Origin of the sequence: Sphingomonas edaphi (assembly GCF_003583725.1) — a bacterium.
Classification (GTDB): domain Bacteria; phylum Pseudomonadota; class Alphaproteobacteria; order Sphingomonadales; family Sphingomonadaceae; genus Sphingomicrobium; species Sphingomicrobium edaphi.
In genome coordinates, this window is record NZ_QXTF01000005.1 from 57,587 (window position 1) to 75,692 (window position 18,106).

23 protein-coding genes are annotated in these 18,106 nt (G+C 63.9%); 10 read left to right on the forward strand and 13 right to left on the reverse strand.

The window, feature by feature from the left end; genetic code table 11:
* Positions 1 to 21: 21 nt before the first annotated feature.
* From D3M59_RS11610 to D3M59_RS11620, 3 genes are read left to right on the forward strand one after another with little or no spacing between them, the layout of a single operon-like run.
* Positions 22 to 420 (forward strand): metallopeptidase family protein, encoded by a 399-nt coding sequence (locus D3M59_RS11610; RefSeq protein ID WP_119533844.1) that lies wholly within the window; start codon positions 22 to 24, stop codon positions 418 to 420.
* Positions 417 to 968 carry an ABC transporter ATP-binding protein gene (locus D3M59_RS11615; RefSeq protein ID WP_119533845.1) on the forward strand — a complete coding sequence of 184 codons (552 nt, stop codon included), beginning with the start codon at positions 417 to 419 and terminating at the stop codon, positions 966 to 968. Before D3M59_RS11610 ends, D3M59_RS11615 begins: the two co-directional genes overlap by 4 nt.
* Positions 965 to 1,603, forward strand: a complete 639-nt coding sequence (locus D3M59_RS11620) for a heme exporter protein CcmB (protein ID WP_119533846.1) — start codon at positions 965 to 967, stop codon at positions 1,601 to 1,603. The genes D3M59_RS11615 and D3M59_RS11620 overlap by 4 nt, the downstream gene beginning before the upstream one ends.
* On the opposite strand, the gene D3M59_RS11625 is transcribed toward D3M59_RS11620, so the two are convergent.
* Genes D3M59_RS11625 through D3M59_RS11655 form a run of 8 tightly spaced genes read right to left on the reverse strand, consistent with a single transcriptional unit; the run spans position 1,600 to position 7,040 of the window.
* The gene (locus D3M59_RS11625) at positions 1,600 to 2,469 is read right to left on the reverse strand and encodes a class I SAM-dependent methyltransferase (RefSeq protein WP_119533847.1); all 870 of its coding nucleotides are present in this window, start codon (positions 2,467 to 2,469) and stop codon (positions 1,600 to 1,602) included. The two genes, D3M59_RS11620 and D3M59_RS11625, sit on opposite strands and share 4 nt — an antisense overlap.
* The gene (locus D3M59_RS11630; protein ID WP_119533848.1) at positions 2,466 to 3,692 is read right to left on the reverse strand and encodes a M16 family metallopeptidase; all 1,227 of its coding nucleotides are present in this window, start codon (positions 3,690 to 3,692) and stop codon (positions 2,466 to 2,468) included. The genes D3M59_RS11625 and D3M59_RS11630 overlap by 4 nt, the downstream gene beginning before the upstream one ends.
* Positions 3,685 to 4,281: an SURF1 family cytochrome oxidase biogenesis protein gene (locus D3M59_RS11635; protein ID WP_119533849.1), complete on the reverse strand. Its 597-nt coding sequence runs from the start codon at positions 4,279 to 4,281 to the stop codon at positions 3,685 to 3,687. Before D3M59_RS11635 ends, D3M59_RS11630 begins: the two co-directional genes overlap by 8 nt.
* Positions 4,278 to 4,655 (reverse strand): DUF983 domain-containing protein, encoded by a 378-nt coding sequence (locus D3M59_RS11640; protein ID WP_119533850.1) that lies wholly within the window; start codon positions 4,653 to 4,655, stop codon positions 4,278 to 4,280. Before D3M59_RS11640 ends, D3M59_RS11635 begins: the two co-directional genes overlap by 4 nt.
* Positions 4,655 to 5,509 carry a cytochrome c oxidase subunit 3 gene (locus tag D3M59_RS11645; protein WP_119533851.1) on the reverse strand — a complete coding sequence of 285 codons (855 nt, stop codon included), beginning with the start codon at positions 5,507 to 5,509 and terminating at the stop codon, positions 4,655 to 4,657. The genes D3M59_RS11640 and D3M59_RS11645 overlap by 1 nt, the downstream gene beginning before the upstream one ends.
* A 30-nt stretch (positions 5,510 to 5,539) precedes the next feature.
* The gene (locus tag D3M59_RS11650; RefSeq protein WP_119533852.1) at positions 5,540 to 6,085 is read right to left on the reverse strand and encodes a cytochrome c oxidase assembly protein; all 546 of its coding nucleotides are present in this window, start codon (positions 6,083 to 6,085) and stop codon (positions 5,540 to 5,542) included.
* Entirely contained in the window at positions 6,082 to 6,213 is a 132-nt protein-coding gene (locus D3M59_RS12380; RefSeq protein ID WP_267896967.1) for a hypothetical protein, read from the reverse strand. Before D3M59_RS12380 ends, D3M59_RS11650 begins: the two co-directional genes overlap by 4 nt.
* Complete coding sequence (locus D3M59_RS11655) at positions 6,210 to 7,040, reverse strand: heme o synthase (RefSeq protein WP_233543255.1); 831 nt, start codon at positions 7,038 to 7,040, stop codon at positions 6,210 to 6,212. Before D3M59_RS11655 ends, D3M59_RS12380 begins: the two co-directional genes overlap by 4 nt.
* 162 nt (positions 7,041 to 7,202) lie before the next feature.
* Here D3M59_RS11655 and D3M59_RS11660 point away from each other — a divergent pair, with 162 nt between their 5' ends.
* Positions 7,203 to 7,823, forward strand: a complete 621-nt coding sequence (locus D3M59_RS11660) for a peptidylprolyl isomerase (protein ID WP_119533854.1) — start codon at positions 7,203 to 7,205, stop codon at positions 7,821 to 7,823.
* Between the two features lie 458 nt (positions 7,824 to 8,281).
* Here the strand turns inward: D3M59_RS11660 and ctaD are convergent, their stop codons facing one another.
* Entirely contained in the window at positions 8,282 to 9,967 is a 1,686-nt protein-coding gene (gene ctaD, locus D3M59_RS11665; protein WP_119533855.1) for a cytochrome c oxidase subunit I, read from the reverse strand.
* A gap of 24 nt (positions 9,968 to 9,991) precedes the next feature.
* Positions 9,992 to 11,059: a cytochrome c oxidase subunit II gene (gene coxB / locus D3M59_RS11670; protein WP_119533856.1), complete on the reverse strand. Its 1,068-nt coding sequence runs from the start codon at positions 11,057 to 11,059 to the stop codon at positions 9,992 to 9,994.
* Positions 11,060 to 11,238: 179 nt separating this feature from the next.
* On the opposite strand from coxB, the gene pyrE reads away from it, so the two are divergent.
* From pyrE to D3M59_RS11695, 5 genes are read left to right on the forward strand one after another with little or no spacing between them, the layout of a single operon-like run.
* On the forward strand, positions 11,239 to 11,823 hold the full coding sequence (gene pyrE, locus D3M59_RS11675) for an orotate phosphoribosyltransferase (protein WP_119533857.1): 585 nt from the start codon (positions 11,239 to 11,241) through the stop codon (positions 11,821 to 11,823).
* Positions 11,820 to 12,548 (forward strand): pyridoxine 5'-phosphate synthase, encoded by a 729-nt coding sequence (locus tag D3M59_RS11680; RefSeq protein ID WP_119533858.1) that lies wholly within the window; start codon positions 11,820 to 11,822, stop codon positions 12,546 to 12,548. The genes pyrE and D3M59_RS11680 overlap by 4 nt, the downstream gene beginning before the upstream one ends.
* Entirely contained in the window at positions 12,545 to 12,952 is a 408-nt protein-coding gene (gene acpS / locus D3M59_RS11685) for a holo-ACP synthase (RefSeq protein ID WP_119533859.1), read from the forward strand. Before D3M59_RS11680 ends, acpS begins: the two co-directional genes overlap by 4 nt.
* Entirely contained in the window at positions 12,953 to 13,828 is an 876-nt protein-coding gene (lepB, locus tag D3M59_RS11690) for a signal peptidase I (protein WP_119533860.1), read from the forward strand.
* Between the two features lie 8 nt (positions 13,829 to 13,836).
* A complete protein-coding gene (locus tag D3M59_RS11695) occupies positions 13,837 to 14,919 on the forward strand; it encodes an AI-2E family transporter (protein WP_199662525.1) in 1,083 nt (360 codons plus the stop codon).
* A 2-nt stretch (positions 14,920 to 14,921) separates the two neighbouring features.
* Here D3M59_RS11695 and D3M59_RS11700 read toward each other — a convergent pair whose 3' ends face one another.
* Both D3M59_RS11700 and rpsU read right to left on the reverse strand, forming a co-directional pair.
* The gene (locus tag D3M59_RS11700; RefSeq protein ID WP_119533861.1) at positions 14,922 to 15,407 is read right to left on the reverse strand and encodes an FKBP-type peptidyl-prolyl cis-trans isomerase; all 486 of its coding nucleotides are present in this window, start codon (positions 15,405 to 15,407) and stop codon (positions 14,922 to 14,924) included.
* 52 nt (positions 15,408 to 15,459) lie between these two features.
* Positions 15,460 to 15,666 (reverse strand): 30S ribosomal protein S21, encoded by a 207-nt coding sequence (gene rpsU, locus D3M59_RS11705; RefSeq protein WP_119533862.1) that lies wholly within the window; start codon positions 15,664 to 15,666, stop codon positions 15,460 to 15,462.
* 294 nt (positions 15,667 to 15,960) lie between these two features.
* Here rpsU and D3M59_RS11710 point away from each other — a divergent pair, with 294 nt between their 5' ends.
* Positions 15,961 to 16,647, forward strand: a complete 687-nt coding sequence (locus D3M59_RS11710; protein ID WP_233543251.1) for a murein L,D-transpeptidase catalytic domain family protein — start codon at positions 15,961 to 15,963, stop codon at positions 16,645 to 16,647.
* Positions 16,648 to 16,717: 70 nt separating this feature from the next.
* Here the strand turns inward: D3M59_RS11710 and D3M59_RS11715 are convergent, their stop codons facing one another.
* Positions 16,718 to 18,004, reverse strand: coding sequence for a L,D-transpeptidase family protein (locus D3M59_RS11715; protein ID WP_119533863.1), 1,287 nt, complete (start codon positions 18,002 to 18,004; stop codon positions 16,718 to 16,720).
* Between the last annotated feature and the right edge of the window lie 102 nt (positions 18,005 to 18,106).

Below are 18,106 nucleotides of genomic sequence, written 5' to 3' on the forward strand. Positions count from 1 at the left end.
CGGCCCCTATGCCGTTCCCGCATGACGCGGCGCTTCGACCATCCCCCTTCCGCAGAGGAAATCGAGGCAATCGCTCGCGCCGCGCTGACGGCCTTGCCCGAGCCTTTCGCCAACCACCTGCGAGCCGTCGTGCTGCAAATCGACGAATATGCCGATGACGCCCTGCTCGCCGAAATGGGCATCGACCATCCGCTCGACCTGACCGGTGTCTATGAGGGCATCCCCATCGGCGAGCGGAGCGTGGAGACCAGCGGCACGCTGCCCGACCGCATCCGCCTTTTCCGACAACCGATTCTCGCCGAATGGGCCGAGGAAGGCGAGGCGTTCGAGCATCTCGTCCGGCACATCTTGATCCATGAAGTCGGCCATCATTTCGGGCTGAGCGACGAGGACATGCATGCCCTGGAGGAGCAGGAATGACCCTCCTCGAGGGACGCGGGCTTGCGCTAATCCGTGGCGGTCGACTGCTGTTCGAAGGCCTCGATCTCTCACTCCACCGGGGAGGTGCGCTACACCTTGCGGGACCGAACGGTTGCGGCAAGACGAGCCTGATCCGGCTGGTCGCAGGCCTGCTCAAGCCGGCGGCAGGGAAGCTGGAACGGAGCGAAGCAGCACTGGCCGACGAGGGGCTGGCACTCGACCTCGACTTAAAGCTCGGCAAGGCGCTCGCCTTTTGGAACGGGCCAAAGCTGGCCGACGCGATGACCGCCTTCGGTCTTGACCCGCTCGCCGACGTTCCGGTGCGGCTGCTGTCAACCGGACAGGCCAAGCGCGCGCGCCTTGCGCGGGTCATGGCCAGCGGTTCACCTCTGTGGCTGCTCGACGAGCCGGTCAACGGGCTCGACGGCGACGGCGTGCGGCGGCTGTCCGCCGCGATCGCGGCGCACCAGTTGGCCGGCGGCGCGGTCGTCGCGGCCAGCCACGTCGCACTGGAAGGTGACTGGCAGCGGCTGGAGCTTGGCCGATGATCGGACGCCTTATCGCGCGCGATGTGCGCCGCAGCCTGTCCGGAGGGGCATGGCTTCCGGTTGCGTTCTTCCTGTTGGTGGCCACGATCGTTCCCTTTGCCGTGGGGCCGGACGCACGACTTCTCGCCCGCATCGGGGGCGGCGCTCTCTGGATTGCTGCTTTGACCGCAGCCCTCCTGCCGATCGAGCGACTGGTCGAACCGGACCGGGCAGATGGAACCCTGGACCAGCTCACGATCATGGGCGTCTCCGAGGAAGCGGTCGCAGCGGCAAAGATCATCGGGCATTGGCTAACGTTCGGTCCGCTGCTGCTAATCGCGGCAGTGCCCGGCAGTTTCCTGGTCGGCCTGGACGGACCGGCCCTGACGCGCTGCCTTATCGCTTTGGCCATCGGCACGCCGGCGCTGGCTGCGCTTGCCGTCGGGGTCGCCGCCTTGACGGCCGGGCTAGCGCGCGCCGGGGCCCTCGCAGGACTGCTGCTGATGCCGCTTGCTGTGCCGCTGGTCATCTTCGGTGCAGCCGCAACCGGCGACGGCGAGAGTGCCGCGTTGAAGCTCGAAGCCGCAGTTGCCTTGTTGACGGTCGCTGGCGCGCCCTTCGTCGGCGGCGCGGCGATCAGGGCGTCGCGGAGCTAGTCGCGGCTCCAGCGCGCGAAGATGGCCGTCGGAAGCAGTAGGCCGCGCGCTTCCTCGCGCACAGCCATTTCGCCGCACTCGACGCGACCGCCAAGATGGGTCGTCAGCTGTGACAACAGCTCGCCGATGCTGAGTGCCGACATCCGCACCGCATAGACGGTAAGGACAAGGAAGCGGCTGTCCTGGTCGAGCAGCTTGACGCAGTTCGCAAGCAGCGGCGCAAGATGTTCCTCCAGTCGCCAGACTTCACCTTCCGGGCCACGGCCGAACTTGGGCGGGTCGAGCAGAATCCCATCGTAGCGGCGGCCTCGCCGGACCTCCCGGGCGGTGAACTTCGCGGCGTCGTCGACGATCCAGCGAATGGGCCGCTCGGCAAGACCTGACAGAGCCGCGTTGGCCCGCCCGCCCTCAACCGACTTCTTCGACGCATCGACATGGACCAGACGCGCGCCGATGTCGGACAACAGCAGTGTGCCGACGCCGGTGTAGCCGAAGAGATTCATGATATCGGCGTCGTTGGCCCGTTCCACCATCCAGTCCCACTGTGGCGCCATGTCGGGGAAGAAGCCAAGGTGGCGGAAGGGCGTCAGGCTAGCGTGGAAACGAACGTTGCCCCGGACCAGCGGCCAGCTCTGCGGGACGGCCCGGTGCTGGACCCAGCGGCCGCCGCCTTCTTCGTCGGAACCGGGGACGAAGGTCGCATCGGGAGCCCAAACGCTATGTTCGGGCTGCCACATCGCCTGCGGTTCCGGGCGAACGACCGTAACGGGTCCGTAACGCTCCCATTTCTGACCATTGCCGCTGTCAAGCAGCCCCCAGTCGTCCCAAGGCTCGGCGACGATGGTTTCGAGATTCCCGATGGTCATGCGGCCAGCGCGAGCTTTCCACCGATCGAGGCCATCGCGCGCGGCCCGGACAGCATCGTGGCCCCGGCGGCACGGGCGCGTCCCGCATCGACGCTGCGGAGCTCCTCCAGCATTTCGTCGACGCTCATGATCCGGCCGAAGATCTCCAGCGAGCGCGCCATCGCATCGGCTCGACCCTGCGGGGTTTCAAGCGCCATCAATATGCCCGCCTCGACCTGCGCCCGGGCGCGCTTCACCTCGGCCTCAGTAAGATCCTGCGCGGCGCGCTCGACTGTTTCACGCGCAAGATTCAGCGCCTCGGCGGCCCGCGCCTTGTCGGTCGATAGGTTAACCGCGAACATGCCGGTGTCGGCAAAGCCCTGCGTCCAGGCGTAAATGGAATAGGCAAGGCCGCGATCCTCGCGAAGCTCCTGGAAAAGGCGCGACGACATACCGCCGCCCACGGCCTGCGCGAACAGTGACAGGGAAGGCGCCTCGGGATCAGAAGCGGGCAACCCTGGCATCGCCAAGGCGAGGTGGGCTTGTTCCGCGCTGCGCCGGTCCGACCGAGTCCCACCGAGGAATCGAGCATCAGCGATGGCGGGCGCCTCGCCGGTGGGAAGGTCGCCGAACAGCGCCTCTGCAAGCATCAGGACATGGCCAGGATCGACCTTGCCTGCTGCGGCGATGACCAGTCTGTCCGGCCGATATTGCTCTTCAAGCCAGCCGGTGCAGTCGGCGCGAGTGAAACCTCGGATGCTGGCGTCAGTGCCCAGAACCGGCCGGGCGATAGGCTGCGTGCCGAACGCTGCTTCGAACAAATGATCGTGAATCAGGTCGTCAGGCGTATCGAGGCATTCGCCAAGTTCCGACAGGATGACGAGCTTTTCCCGCTCCAGCTCCGCCTCGTCCAGCTTCGGTGCGCGAACCAGGTCGGCGATCAGTTCGAGCGCGAGGCCGACATCGGGCGCCAACGTGCGGGCATGGAAAACGGTCTGGTCGCGCGCGGTCCAGGCGTTGAGCGAGCCGCCGACATCCTCGATCGCCTCAGCGATCGCGCGAGCGTCCCGGCCGCGCGCGCCCTTGAACACCATATGCTCGACAAGATGGGCGAGCCCGCCCTTGCCGTCCGCTTCCGACCGCGAGCCGACCCCGGCATAAAGGCCGATCGCCGCCGACTGTGCACCCGGCATTGGATCGATAGCGACGGTTACGCCATTAGCGAGGCGAGTTAGCTCAGCCATTGGCCGCCGCCTCCATTCGCCAACGGCCGCGCAGGGCAAGCAGGTAGATCACCACTGCGATAGTTGCGAACAGGAACCACTGGATAGCGTAGCTGAAATGGTTGTTGGGAATGTTGGCAGGCGAGGGCGGCGCGCTTGCCACGAGTCCGGGTCCCGGCGTCGCAGCGACGAGCCGCATCCGGCTTTTCGAATCTGGCGCAATCAGGCCGCTGACGAGGCCGCCCTTGTAATCGCGGCCTGCATTCGGATTCTTCGACCAGCCCAGCTCGACCGCCAAGCCGGGACCTTCGGCCCCTGTCCGACAGTCGGCAATAACCAAGTAGCCAGGCTCGCCACGAACGTTCTGACCCGCAGCGGTGCGGAAGCCGACCACCTGCAGGCAATTGCCGGTCGCGTTGCGGAAAAGCGGCGGCTCCTTCGGGGGAACGACTGGCCAGCCCATTGGCGGCTGTCCGGCGGCGGCGGCATAGCTAGCCAGCAGCGCGTCCTTCTCCGCCTTGCGCTGCAGCTGCCAGATGCCGAGCCCAATCATCGTAGCGACGGCGAGCGCGACCAGGATGGTCGGGATGATGGGAAGCTTGCGTCTCATCTGACGATCCGTCCTTCCCGCGCATGGTGGACATATTCCTGGTAGATGAGTGCGGCCTTGCCCAGCCGGAGACCGTAGAGCGTGAGGCCGAGGCCGATCGGCATCCATACGAGGTGAACCCACCACGGTGGGCTTACACCCTGGTCCAGGACAATGGCGCCGACTGCGACGATCGCGCCGACGATCAGGATCAGGAACGCCGCCGGCCCGTCACCGACGTTGAACCTATCGAAATCGAGGTCGCATGCGCGGCAGCGGGATGCGAAGCGGGCGAGGCCCGCGAACAGCGTCCTCGCCCCGCATCGGGGGCACAGGCCCCCGGAAGTCGCCGCCGCCAGTGACGGCGCGGCGCCGGTCACCGGCGCCCCGCCCATCAGCCGTGCATCGGCGCGCCCCAGCCGCCCCAGATGTAGATGGAGACGAACAGGAACAGCCACACCACGTCGACGAAGTGCCAGTACCAGGCCGCCGCTTCAAAGCCGAAATGCTGCTTCGGCGTGAAGTCGCCCTTGTAGGTGCGAACGAGGCAGACGGCGAGGAAGATGGTTCCGACGATCACATGGAAGCCGTGGAAACCGGTCGCCATGAAGAAGGTCGCACCGTAAATATTGCCTTTGAAGGCGAACGGGGCGTGGATGTATTCATAAGCCTGAATCGCGGTGAACAGCAGGCCGAGCAGGATGGTGCACCATAGGCCCTTCTTAAGGCCGTCGCGATCGCCGTGAATCAGCGCATGATGCGCCCAGGTCACCGTGGTGCCGGAGCAGAGCAGGATGAGGGTGTTGAGAAGCGGGAAGCCGAACGGATCAAGCACTTCGATGCCGTGCATCGGCCAGGTCGCCGCCGTCGCAGCATCAGCGATCGGCTGCGCAGCTCCATCGACCCATTCGACCGGAGCCGGGAACAAAGCAGCGGCGAAAAAGGCCCAGAACCACGCAACGAAGAACATGACTTCGGACGCAATGAAGAGGATCATCCCGTAGCGTAGGTGCAGCGACACGACCGGCGTGTGATGTCCTTCGTTCGCTTCCTTGACAGTGTTCGACCACCAGCTGAACATCGTGACCAGGACCATCGCCAAGCCGGCGAAGCCCACAAACTTGCCGTAGGGATTGTCGTGCATCCACATGACCAGCCCGCCGAATAACGCGAAGGCGGAGAAAGAGCCGATGATCGGCCAAGGGTCGGGCGGAAGGATGTGATAGTCGTGATTCTTCGTCGCGGCCATGGATGCGTTCCTGTTTGACTGATTGCGGCTCTAGCGGCCACTTTCCGGATTTTCCACCGGATAAAATGTGTAGCTCAACGTGATCTCGTCGATGCCCTTGGTGTCGGGATCTTCGCGCAACTTGGGATCAACGAAGAACGTGACGGGCATCCGCACGCTTTCGCCCGGTTTCAGCGTCTGTTCTGTGAAGCAGAAACATTCAATCTTGCTGAAATACGGTCCGGCTTGCGTCGGAGTGACGTTAAAGGTCGCGCTCCCCACCGTTGTTCGCGCCGTATAGTTGGTCGCGCGGTAATAAATGACCGTGCGCGCACCGGGATGGATGCGGACAGTTTCCTGTTCGGGTTCAAACTTCCACGGTAGGCGCGGGTCAATATTGGCGTCGAACCGCACGCCGATCTGGCCCGCCACAGCGCCCGGCGCGGCGTCGGCCTTCTGCGTTGTGCCGCCAAAGCCGGTCACCTGGCAGAAAACGCGATAGAGCGGCACCGAGGCGAAGGCGAGGCCGAGCATCGCCAACCCGAACAAGGCCGCTCGGATGCCGACGGTGCGGTTCTTCTCCGCAATGCTGGTCATTGGTTCACTGTCATCTTGGCGATGGTGATGGCGAACATCAGCACCACGAACAGGCCGAGCAGAATGGCCATAACGCGCGCCCGGTCGCGCTGCCGCCTGCGGATCAGCTCATCTTCTTCGCGCATCATACCAACACCTTGGCGTCGATTACCAGCGCGCCGAAGATGGCGAACAGGTAGAGAATGGAAAAACCGAACAGCCGCTTTTCTGGCTTCATCTCCTTGGGCTCTCTCGCCTTGTTCGCCAGCACCGCGAGCGATAGCGCGAGGAAGATGACATTGAGCACGACCGATGCGATGCCGTAGATCCAGCCGGTCAGGCCCATCACCCATGGTGCAATAGCGGCGGCGATCATCGGCAGCGTATAGAGCGCGATCTGGCGACGGGTGTTGGTAATGCCCGCGACGACCGGCAGCATCGGCACACCGGCATTGGCATAGTCAGTCCGGACGAAAAGGCTGAGCGCCCAGAAGTGCGGCGGTGTCCACAGAAAGATGATGGCGAACAGCAGCACGGGAAGCGCGCTGATCTGGCCCGTCGCCGCGATCCAGCCGATCAGCGGCGGGAAAGCGCCGGCCGCGCCGCCGATGACGATGTTTTGCGCGGTCCGGCGCTTCAGCCAGACGGTGTAGACGATGACGTAGAACAGGATTGAAATCGCGAGGATGGCCGCCGCCAGGTGATTGGCGGCAAGGTCCATCAGGATGACCGAGAAAACGCTTAGGCCCACGCCAAAGTGAAGCGCGGTCTGCCGTGTCATCCGCCCGGCAGGAAGCGGACGCGAGGCGGTGCGCTTCATCTTCGCGTCGAGGTCCGCCTCATACCATTGGTTGAGCGCGCCCGCAGCGCCGGCGCCGAGCGCGATGCACAGGACAGCAGTGAAGCCCAGCACTGGATGAACCGGCACCGGCGCTGCCAGCAGGCCGCACAGGCCAGTGAAAACCACCAAGCTCATCACGCGCGGCTTCGTCAGCGCGAACAGGTCGCGCGGCGAAGCGGGGAGGTAGTGGGTTGCAGGCAAAGGCAGGCTAGTCACGGACGGGGCCTATAAGGCGTTGGCGCGGACAGGAAAAGGGCGGGCAGTGGCGGTTCAGAATTTGCGCGCTAGGCTGCACCCATGCGTATCCGAATCATGCTTGCCGTTTTGATGACCGCCGTCGCCGCCCCCGCCCTTTCCCAGACGCCCGGCGCGGCCCCTGCCCCCGCACCTGCGGCGGTCGAGGACCTTGTGACAGTCGAGTTGGACACGATTGCCGGACGGATCGTCATTGCGCTGGATAAGGGGCACGCGCCGCTGACCACGGCCAATTTCCTGAAATATGTTACTGGCGGCAAGTATGATGGCGAGAGCATCTATCGCGCGATGAAATACGGCGACACGGGTGGGCTCGTCCAAGGTGGCATCACCTCGGACGCGCGCAAGCTGCTCCCCGCCGTCGCGCACGAATCAACCGCCACGACGGGCCTTAAACATGTGCGCGGCGCGATTTCAATGGCGAGCCAGGGGCCAGGGACTGCGCAGGCCGACTTCTTCATCCTTACGACCGACATCCCGGGCTTGGACGCAAATGGCGCGGACCAGGGCTTTGCCGTATTTGGCAAGGTGGTCGAGGGGATGGATGTCGTCGATCGAATTCTCGCCTCGCCCGTGTCCGCGACGAAGGGCGAAGGCTCGATGAAGGGCGAGATGCTCGAGCCGGCGGTAAAAATCTTGAAGGCAGCTCGGGTGGATCAATAAGCAGGGCCGTTTTCGCCTCGCCATCAACCACCAACGCAAGACGAGGCCGGCCATCATTCCCGCGAGCGTCGCAGCGTTCAGAATCGTTGGCGGATTGACCGACCAAGCATTCCAGATCTTTCCGGCAGCATAGCCGAGCGCAACGCAGAATGAGGCAGTGCCGGGCAGGCTATGCACCGTGAGATGGCCCACGTTCAGCTGGGCAAAGCCGGCTATGACCAATGCGCCAGGAGCGCGAACACAAAGTGCATCTGTTATCCTCCACGCGATCCGGCCCGCGGAGATAGATGGACAGCGGCGCATGGCGCAAACTGACGAACCCCCTAGGCCCGTCTTGGTTTAATTCCGTGAAGTCGGCGAAGCTTGGCGGTGCCGTGCCGCCGGCCGCATCTCTGCTGCCCTATAAATAAGGGCCAGGATCTTTCGATCCCAGCCCCTAGTTATCAGTGCCTCGATCTTTAATCGATCTTTGGCAGGGTTTCGAACTGGTGGTACGGTGGCGGGCTGGACAAGGTCCATTCCAGCGTCGTGGCGCCCTCGCCCCAGTAATTGTCTGGGGCTTTCTTGCCGGCCATCAGCGACCAGAAGATGTTGATGAAGAAAATCACCATGCCCGAGGCCATGATCATGTAGCCGACGGTCGACACGTAATTCCAATAGGCGAACGCCGGGCTGTAGTCAGGGATACGCCGCGGCATGCCGTCGAGGCCCAGGAAGTGCTGCGGGAAGAAAATCAGGTTCACGCCAACGAACATCACGAAGAAGTGAAGCTTGCCCAGCAGCTCGTTGTACATGCGGCCGCTCATCTTCGGGAACCAGTAGTAGAAGCCCGCGAAGAGCGAGAACACCGCGCCGAGCGACAGCACATAGTGGAAGTGCGCGACGACGTAATAGGTGTCGTGCATGTAGTTATCGACACCGCCGTTCGCGAGAACCACGCCGGTGACGCCGCCCACGGTGAACAGGAAAATGAAGCCGATCGCCCACAGCATCGGCGTTTCGAAGGTGATCGAACCACCCCACATGGTCGCGATCCACGAGAAGATCTTCACACCCGTCGGGACCGCAATGATCATCGTTGCGGCGGTGAAGTACATCTTGGTGTTCACGTCCATACCGATGGTGAACATGTGGTGAGCCCAAACGACGAAGCCGACCACGCCGATCGCAACCATGGCATAGGCCATGCCGAGATAGCCGAAGACGGGCTTGCGGCTAAAGGTGGCGATGATCTGACTCACAATGCCGAAGCCCGGCAGAATCATGATGTACACTTCCGGGTGGCCGAAGAACCAGAACAGGTGCTGGTAGAGCACCGGATCGCCGCCGCCCGACGCATCGAAGAAGGTTGTGCCGAAGTTGCGGTCGGTCAGTAGCATGGTGATCGCGCCGGCCAGGACCGGAAGCGCGAGCAGCAGCAGGAAGGCGGTGATCAGCACCGACCAGACGAACAGCGGCATTTTGTGCAGGGTCATGCCCGGCGCGCGCATGTTGAAAATGGTGGTGATGAAGTTGATCGCGCCGAGGATCGAGCTCGCGCCCGCAAGGTGCAGCGAGAAGATCGCCATGTCCACTGCCGGTCCTGACGAGCCGCTCGTCGAGAGCGGCGCATAGACCGTCCAACCGGTGCCGGCACCAAGACCGGTACCGCCGCTGACGAAAGCCGAGCCGAGGAGCAGCAGAAACGCCGGAACGAGCAGCCAGAAGCTGATATTGTTCATGCGCGGAAAGGCCATGTCCGGCGCGCCGATCATCAACGGCACGAACCAGTTGCCGAAGCCGCCGATCATCGCTGGCATGACCATGAAGAAGACCATGATCAGGCCGTGCGCGGTGATCAGAACGTTCCAGTGGTGGAGCGCCTCATCGAAGTTGGCGCTGCCTGCGCCGATCGGCCAGCCCTGAGTCAGGATCTGGATGCCCGGCTCAGCCAGCTCGGCGCGCATGACACCCGAAATTGCGCCGCCGATGATCCCCGCGATGATCGCGAAGATCAGGTACAGCGTACCGATATCTTTATGGTTAGTGGACATGAACCAGCGGGCAAAGAAGCCCGGCTTATGGTCTGCGTCATGATGCGCGTCATGCGCGTCATGCGCGTCATGGGCCTTCAGCGGAAGCGCGTCGGCGGGAATGGTGCTCATATCTCTTCTCGTTTCCGCTGGAGATTAATTCTGGGCCGTCGCGGCCTGATTGGTGGCCGGCGCTGGCGCCGCGGCATTGTCGGCTGCCGAGGCAGCGGCGGCTTCAACCGGCGCGGCGGCCGGAGTCGCTTCGGCGGCGGGCTGAGCACCCTTGGGCAAGCCGCCCTTCGAAGCGAGCCAGGCATTGAAGGTGGCTTCCGGAACGACTTCGACCGCGATCGGCATGTAGCCGTGACGCGCGCCGCAAAGTTCGCTGCATTGACCGAAATAGACGCCCGGACGATCAACCTTCACCCAAGTCTCATTGAGGCGGCCCGGGTTGGCGTCGATCTTGGTCCAGAAGGCGGGAATCGCGAACGCGTGGATCACGTCATTCGAGGTGACGATAAACTTCACCACCTTGCCGGCGGGAATAACGATGCGCTCATCAACCGCGAGCAGCGGCGGGCCGTCGGCTTCGGTGCGATAGCGCTCGCCCGGCTTCACGTCCTTCTGCTCCTTGAGCATGTTAGAGACGATCTCGAACCCGCCATTGTCCGGATACTGATAGGTCCAATACCACTGGTTGCCGATCACTTTAATCGTCACGTCGGCGGGCGGCGGGCTGTACTGCGCGCGGATCAGGCGGATCGAGGGGATCGCGATGGCGACCAGGATCAGCACTGGAACGAGCGTCCAGACGACCTCGATCATCGTGTTGTGACTGGTGCGCGACGGCGTCGGGTTCGCGCCGCGGCGATAACGGACAATCGTGTAGCCAAGGAGCAGCAGGACGAAAATGCTGATCGCAATGCACATCCAGAGCAGCGGGCCGTTGTGGAAGTCGGCGGCCTGCTGGCCAACCGCGGTTACCTGATCCTGCAGGCCCTTGCGGCCATCGGGAACGCCGATGCCGGGCGTCGGCGCGGCATAATCGATCGCCGGGGCGGGCGCAGCCGCGGAGGCATCGGCCGGGGTGGGCGTGGCGGCGGGAGCAGCAGCCTCGGTCGCGGGGGCAGCTTGCGGCTGCGCGGCCGGCGGTGTCTGGGCACTTGCGCCCACTGGAGTAAGGCCGGCTGCCGCCAGGGCGATCGCCCATCCCATCAATTTCATCGTCACCCCGATCGCTTCGGTTGCAAAGAAGGCCCCGCCGGATGCGGCAGGCCCGAAATTGGCGGCCTTATAGGCGGGACATTCTCGTCCCTCAAGCGCCGCGTCGGCGCTTTTCCGCCGCCGGTTGCGAGCGTCGCCGCCGAGGCCTATTTCGGGCGCAAGATCTAAGGAGCATCTGCGTGAGGGACGAGGAAATTTTGGCGGAATTCCGCGCGGCCGACGCGCTGCTGGAAGGACATTTCATATTGTCGTCCGGTCTTCGCAGCCCTCGCTACCTGCAGTGCGCGCGTGTGCTGATGAACGGTGCCCGGGCCGAACGGCTGGCCCGCGCTCTGGCCGATAAGTTGCCCGCCTCAATCCGCGATTCCATCGACGCGGTGATTTCCCCGGCGATGGGCGGCGTCATCATTGGCCACGAAATGGGCCGCGCGCTGGGCAAGCCGGCGATGTTCGTCGAACGGCCCGACGGCACCTTCCACTTGCGACGCGGGTTCGCGTTGGAACCGGGCCAGCGCGTATTGATGGTCGAGGACGTCGTCACCACGGGCCTGTCGTCGAAGGAAGCGATTGCGGCCATCGAGGAGGCCGGCGGCAAGGTCGTTGGCGCCGCAAGCCTAGTCGACCGGTCGAGCGGCTCGGTCGATCTTGGCGTGCCGTTCATTCCGCTGATCCGTATAGACGTGCCGACCTACGCCGCGGACGACCTTCCCGCCGAGTTGGCCGCCATCCCCGCGATCAAGCCGGGCAGCCGCGCTGCCGCATGAGCGAGAGACTTCGCCTTGGCGTCAACATCGACCATGTCGCCACGATCCGGAACGCGCGCGGAGGGTCGCATCCCGACCCGGTTCGCGCCGCGCTGCTTGCCGCGGCAGCGGGCGCGGACGGGATCACCGCACATCTTCGCGAGGACCGGCGGCACATCACCGACCATGACATCGACCGGCTGATGCGGGAGATCGACCTGCCGCTGAACCTAGAGATGGCTGCGACGCAAGAGATGCTAGGAATCGCAGTTCGGCATCGCCCCCATGCAGCCTGTATCGTTCCCGAAAAACGCGAAGAGCGGACAACCGAAGGCGGCCTCGACGCGGCGGGACAGTTCGACGTTCTAAAGCCCTTCGTTGAGCAGTTAAGCGAGGCGGGCATCCGCGTTTCCCTGTTCATCGAGCCTAACGAGCGCCAGGTCGATGCCGCCTTGCGGCTGGGCGCGCCGGTCGTCGAATTCCACACAGGGCGTTACGCCCATGTTGAAGGCGAGGAACGGACCCTGGAGCTGAGGCGCATCACTGACGCGGCCGCGCTGGCCGCGAAGAACGGCATCGAACCGCATGCCGGTCACGGCCTAACCTTCGACAATGTCGTGCCCGTCGCTGCGATCCCACAGCTGGCAGAGCTCAACATCGGCCATTTCCTAGTCGGCGAGGCGATCTTCACGGGATTGGAACACAGCGTACACCGGATGCGCAAGCTGATGGACAGCGCCCGGTGATCGTCGGGATCGGTTCCGACCTCTGCAATATCCAGCGGATCCAGAATTCACTGGACCGGTTCGGCGAACGCTTCCTCAATCGCGTGTTTACCGACATCGAACGCGCCAAGGCGGCGCGGCGACCGCACACCATTGCCGGAACGCTCGCCAAGCGCTTCGCCGCCAAGGAAGCCTTTTCGAAGGCGGTCGGCACCGGCTTCAAGCGCGGCGTGTTCATGAAGGACATCGGCGTCGTCAATGCGCCGTCGGGCGCGCCGACGCTGGAACTGAGCGGCGGCGCGAAGGCGCGGCTTGACGCATTGGCGCCGGACGGCCACGCCATTGAAGTACATCTGACGATGACCGACGACCACCCATGGGCGCAGGCTTTCGTCATTCTATACGCCCGCAAGATGGAGCCCTGATTGTCCGAGAGTAGCGAAACCGTCCCCGCCGCGGCGGAGGCGAGCGTCCCGTCGGAAACGCAGAAGGAAAGCCGTCGCGCTGCCATCTGGCGCGAAGCGAAGGGCCTTTTCTGGGTGCTGGTCGCGGTTCTGCTGTTCCACAGCTTCGTCGCCAAGCCGTTCTACATTCCGTCGGAATCGATGATGCCCAATTTGCTGACCGGCGACCGGCTGGTGGTTAGCAAATATCCGTATGGCTGGTCTTGGGTGTCGCCCAGCTTCCATGTGCTGCCGCATTGGCAAGGTCGCCTGCTAGGCAAGCTGCCCGAGCGCGGCGACATTGTCATCGTGACACCTCCCGGTGCGCGCGAGGATTATATCAAGCGGGTGGTCGGCCTGCCCGGCGACACGATCGAGATGCGCGGAGGGCGCCTGATCCTCAACGGCCGGCCGGTGAAGGCCGAGGTACGTCCGCCGGCGATGATCCCCGTAGACGCCAATGCGCCGTGCGGCATGATGCAGTTTTGGGACAGGCTGGTGGAAACCGAGGACGGCCAGTTCTGCCGACTGCCGATCATCCGCGAGACGCTGCCCAACGGCGTTAGCTACGATACGATCGACGATGGCCGCAGCCCCGGCGACGACATCGGTCCAATCCGCATCCCGGCCGATCATGTATTTCTGATGGGCGACAACCGCGACCATAGCGCCGACAGCCGCTACAGCCTTGCCGAGCAGGGCCTTGGCGGACCGGTGCCGTGGGAAAATATCGGTGGCCGCGCCGAATTCATCACTTTCAGCCTCGATGGCACCACCCAATTGGCCAACCCGTTGAGCTGGTTCCCGGCCTTCCGCAACGGGCGCGCCGGCGAATCGCTTCGCGCGGCGAAGGAGTAAAACTGCCCATGTCCGACAATCAGCCGTCCGAACCCACCGTCGAACGGCCAGGGCCGTCGGACATGTCGAGCAAGCTGGTCCGCGACGAGGCCCGCAAAGCAGCCGTATGGCTGGGCATGGCACTGGCCATCGTGGTCATGGTCCTGCTGGCCCAGCCGATCCTGCTGATCATTGGCGGGCTGGTGTTCGCGATCATCCTCGATGGCGGGACCCGCCTGCTGGGGCGGGTGCTACCCATCGGGCGCGGCTGGCGACTGGCCATCGTCACGCTTGCCGGCTTCGGGTTTATCGGCTGGACCTTCTATTTCGCCGGAACCACCTTCGCCGAACAGGCCGGTGCCCTTCGGGTGGTGGTGACGGAACAGGCCAACAAGCTGCTCGCCCATGTCGATTCCGCCGGCCTTCTTCCCGAAGGGGGGCTGAGCAACATCGGCAGTCAGCTACTTGGCGGAATGGGACGCCTAACTTCCGCGCTCAGCACAGCCGTCGGCATCGTCTCGTCCGTCATCCTGGTCCTTGTCATCGGAATCTTCATCGCCATTGAACCCCGCCTATATGATCGCGGCTTTGCCTGGATGCTGCCCATCGGCCGCCGCACCAGCTTCTATGAGATTAGCGATCATGTCGGCTTTGTCCTGCGGCGCCTGATGTTCGGCCGGATTATCGGCATGGTGGTGGAGGGCGTCGGCACCTGGCTGATGCTCCTGTGGGGTGGGGTGCCGATGGCGGCGCTGCTCGGCCTGCTGACGGGTCTGCTGGCCTTCATTCCCAACATCGGCGCCATCGTTTCGGGTCTACTGATGGTCGCGGTCGGATTCTCTGCTGGGACCGACGCCGGGCTGTGGGCGATCATGACCTATTTCGTGGTCCAGACCGTCGATGGATATCTGATCGTCCCCTACGTGGCGAAGCGCACGGTCGACCTGGCGCCGGCGCTGGTGCTGGCAGCCCAGCTGCTGTTCGGCGCGCTATTTGGTTTCATGGGGTTGCTTCTCGCCGACCCGATCGTCGCCGCGGTCAAAACAACGCTCGAGGACATCAGCAAGCGGAAGGGCGGCCCCCGGCAGGCGTCGCCACCTTCCGGAAAATAAGCTTACTGGGGCTGACCGCCGGCGGCAGCAGCGGAGAGCGCCGCATTCGGGGCGACCTGGAGAACGTGGACGTCAAACGCCAGATCCTCGTTCGGGCCGATCGGGCTGCCCTGCGGCGGGTTGGCGCCATAGGCGAGGCGGCCGGGGATCACGATCTTGTAGCGTCCGCCCTGCTGCATGCGGGTCAGCGCTTCGCGGAAACCCGGAACGACCTGGGCGACCAGAAACGGCGCGGGACCGCGGCCGTCGGTCGTGTCGAAAACTGTGCCGTCTTCGGTCCGGCCGGTATATTCGATGATGACGCCGTCCATCTCGGTGATGAGCGGGCCGCTACCCGCTGTCACCGTCTCGACCTCAACAGTCGAAAGTTGTCCCGCACCCGCCTTGGCGATGCCGAAGGCGAGGGCAGCGAGGAGCGCGATGGCGAGCCACAGCTTGACCAGCGAGCCCTTCTTGATCGGGCGGAGCGGAACCTGTGAAACCGACATCGAACGTCCTCGCGAAGTGACGGAGGATTAAAAAACGGGGTGAAGGACGTTTTTAGCGCGCGCCTTCACGCTCCATCCGCTTGCGCTCGAGCTTGCGGGCGCGGCGAATCGCGGCGGCACGCTCACGGGCGCGCTTTTCCGACGGCTTCTCGTAATGACGGCGCAGCTTCATCTCGCGATAGACGCCCTCACGCTGCAGCTTCTTCTTGAGCGCCCGCAGCGCCTGGTCGACGTTATTGTCGCGAACGATAATCTGCATAAAAGCCGTCCAACTCCCTTCGAAAACGCCCGAATTCGACCGGGCAAACCCGGCGAGGAGGCCAGCACATCCGGCCCGTTGTCGCCAAGCAATGAATATTGTCGCACGAGCCAGCGGCTGCGTACGGAAGGCGGCCCCTTAGCAGTGGTCTCAACCCTTTTCAACCTGCGCGAACAATCGCTTCCCAACGACGAACCGTTGCTGGCGCGGGACGGACGCGGGAAACATTTGCCTTTGGTTATCGGAGCTTAACCTTGGCATCTGTATAAGGGCCTTCCACAGCGGAGGGACAAGATGTCGTTGAATCGCAGGGAAATGTTGCGACTTGGTGCGGCTGGCGCAGGCGGATTACTGCTGTCGGGCGCTGCTAGTTCGCAGGTCCTGCCTTCGTCGATGTTCGCCCGTCCTGCGCCTCCGGTCGATCCGATGGCGCCGGTGACTCCGGCCCCAACGACGCCGCTCGCGCCAGGCGGAATCAACCCAACTCTTTTTGCGAAGGCCAAGCACGCACTCGATTCGCGGCCCTGGATTCGCGACCGCGACTTCATCGGCATCGTGGATTTCAACGCCGCCTCGGCCGATCCGCGCTTTCACGTCGTCCACCTACCAAGCGGCCAGGTGGAAAGTCACCGCGTCGCCCACGGCAGCGGATCCGACCCGCGCCACACCGGCTTTCTCGACCATTTTTCGAATCGTCCGGGGTCGGAGGCAACCTCCAACGGCGCCTACACCACGGCCGATACCTATCACGGCAAGTACGGCCTTTCGATGAAGGTCAACGGCCTCGACTGGTCGAACAACAACGCCATGTCGCGCGCCATCGTCATCCACAACGCCTGGTATGCTGAAGATGACATGATCGCGCAGCACGGCAAGCTGGGCCGAAGCCAGGGCTGTTTTGCCTTCAGCCGCAAGAGTCAGTGGGACGTGATGCAGCGCCTTGGCGGCGGCCGACTGATCTACGCGGACAAAGTCGCCTGAAGGTCAGGCAACAAGTTTTCGAAGCGGGAAAAAGAAAGGGCGGCTCCAGCGAGCCGCCCTTTTTATTGACTTATTTCGCCGCGACCTTTTCGGCCGGTTTCTTGCCGGGCATCTCGCCCTTGCTGTCCAGCAGCGCCTCAATCACCTTGCCGTCGCGCTTGTACATGTCGTCATAGTTGACGATCGAACCGTCGGTGTTCGCCGCCACGCTGAAATAGACGATGTAGACCGGAAGCGGCTTAACGAAATTGGCTTGCACGCTCTTTTTGGAGGCCAGTGCCGCCTTGATGCGCTCGGGCGTCCATTCGCCATTGTCGTCGCTGAGTAATTCGGTCGCCAACTCCAGCACGTCTTTGGTCCGGATGCAGCCATGGCTGGCCGCACGGACCGAGCTGTTGAACCGGCTCTTCGCATTGGTATCGTGAAGGAAGATGGCATGCTCGTTCGGCATAACGAACTTCAGCTGGCCGAGCGCATTGCTGGGCCCCGGCGGCTGGCGCCAGCGCTGCACCTTGCCGTCCTTGCCCTTCACCGCGACATAGCCGGCCTTTCCTGCCACTTCGCGCGAAATGCTTTGTGGCACTTCCCACCAGGGGTTGAGGATCACGCCCGACGCTGTGGCATTGAGCTGTGGCGTCGGCGTCTTGATCGCCCCCGCCACGGCCCGGGTCTTCCAGCGCGTGGCGCCGTTCTCGACCAAGGTTGCATAATAGCTTGGCACGTTGACGATGATATACTTCGAGCCGAGCTCACGCGGCAGCCAGCGCCAGCGGTCCATGTTCAGCCGGATTTTGTTGACCTTGGCCGTGTCCGTTTTCGCCGCAGTCGCAAGTGCGGTTTTCAGAGCGCCATATTGCGGGTGTGATGGCAGCAGGCCGTCGAGCGTCTGCGGCAACTGGTTATTGCGCAATGCCGTTTCCAGAAGCGCTCGCTTCCGTGCCTCGTCCAGGTCCTTGTCGACAACGTGCCAGTCGACCCGCGCGTCACCGCGCACATGACCGAGCGCCAAGTCGGACGACAATTTGTTGAACGCGTCGGTCGCCACCTGCGACATGGTCATCGGGTCGCCGGTGCGCATCGCCGTCTCGAGGCCCGACGGATTATAGTCTTCCGGCGACAGCCCTTCGCGGCCGACGTTGCGGATGTAGTTGAGCAGCGCCTGCGCCTGCGGAACCTGCCACAGCGGTGGCGGTGGCGGAGGCGGTGGCGGCGCTTCGACGGGAGCCGCCTGGGCGCCCTCGGGCAGTGGCGCGATCGGGTCGGTGGCGGGCGCCGGCTGGGCCCAGACCATGGACAGCGGCACCGCGGCCAGCGCCGCAAAAATCACCGCATGCTTTGAACGCACCTTCGTCGTCACTGTTCAGTTCCCCTCGCCAGGCACACCCCGGCATCGCACCGTGGCCGCCAACATGTCTAGCAAGCGTCAACCATACACGCGATGAACCGGCGGGACTAGGTA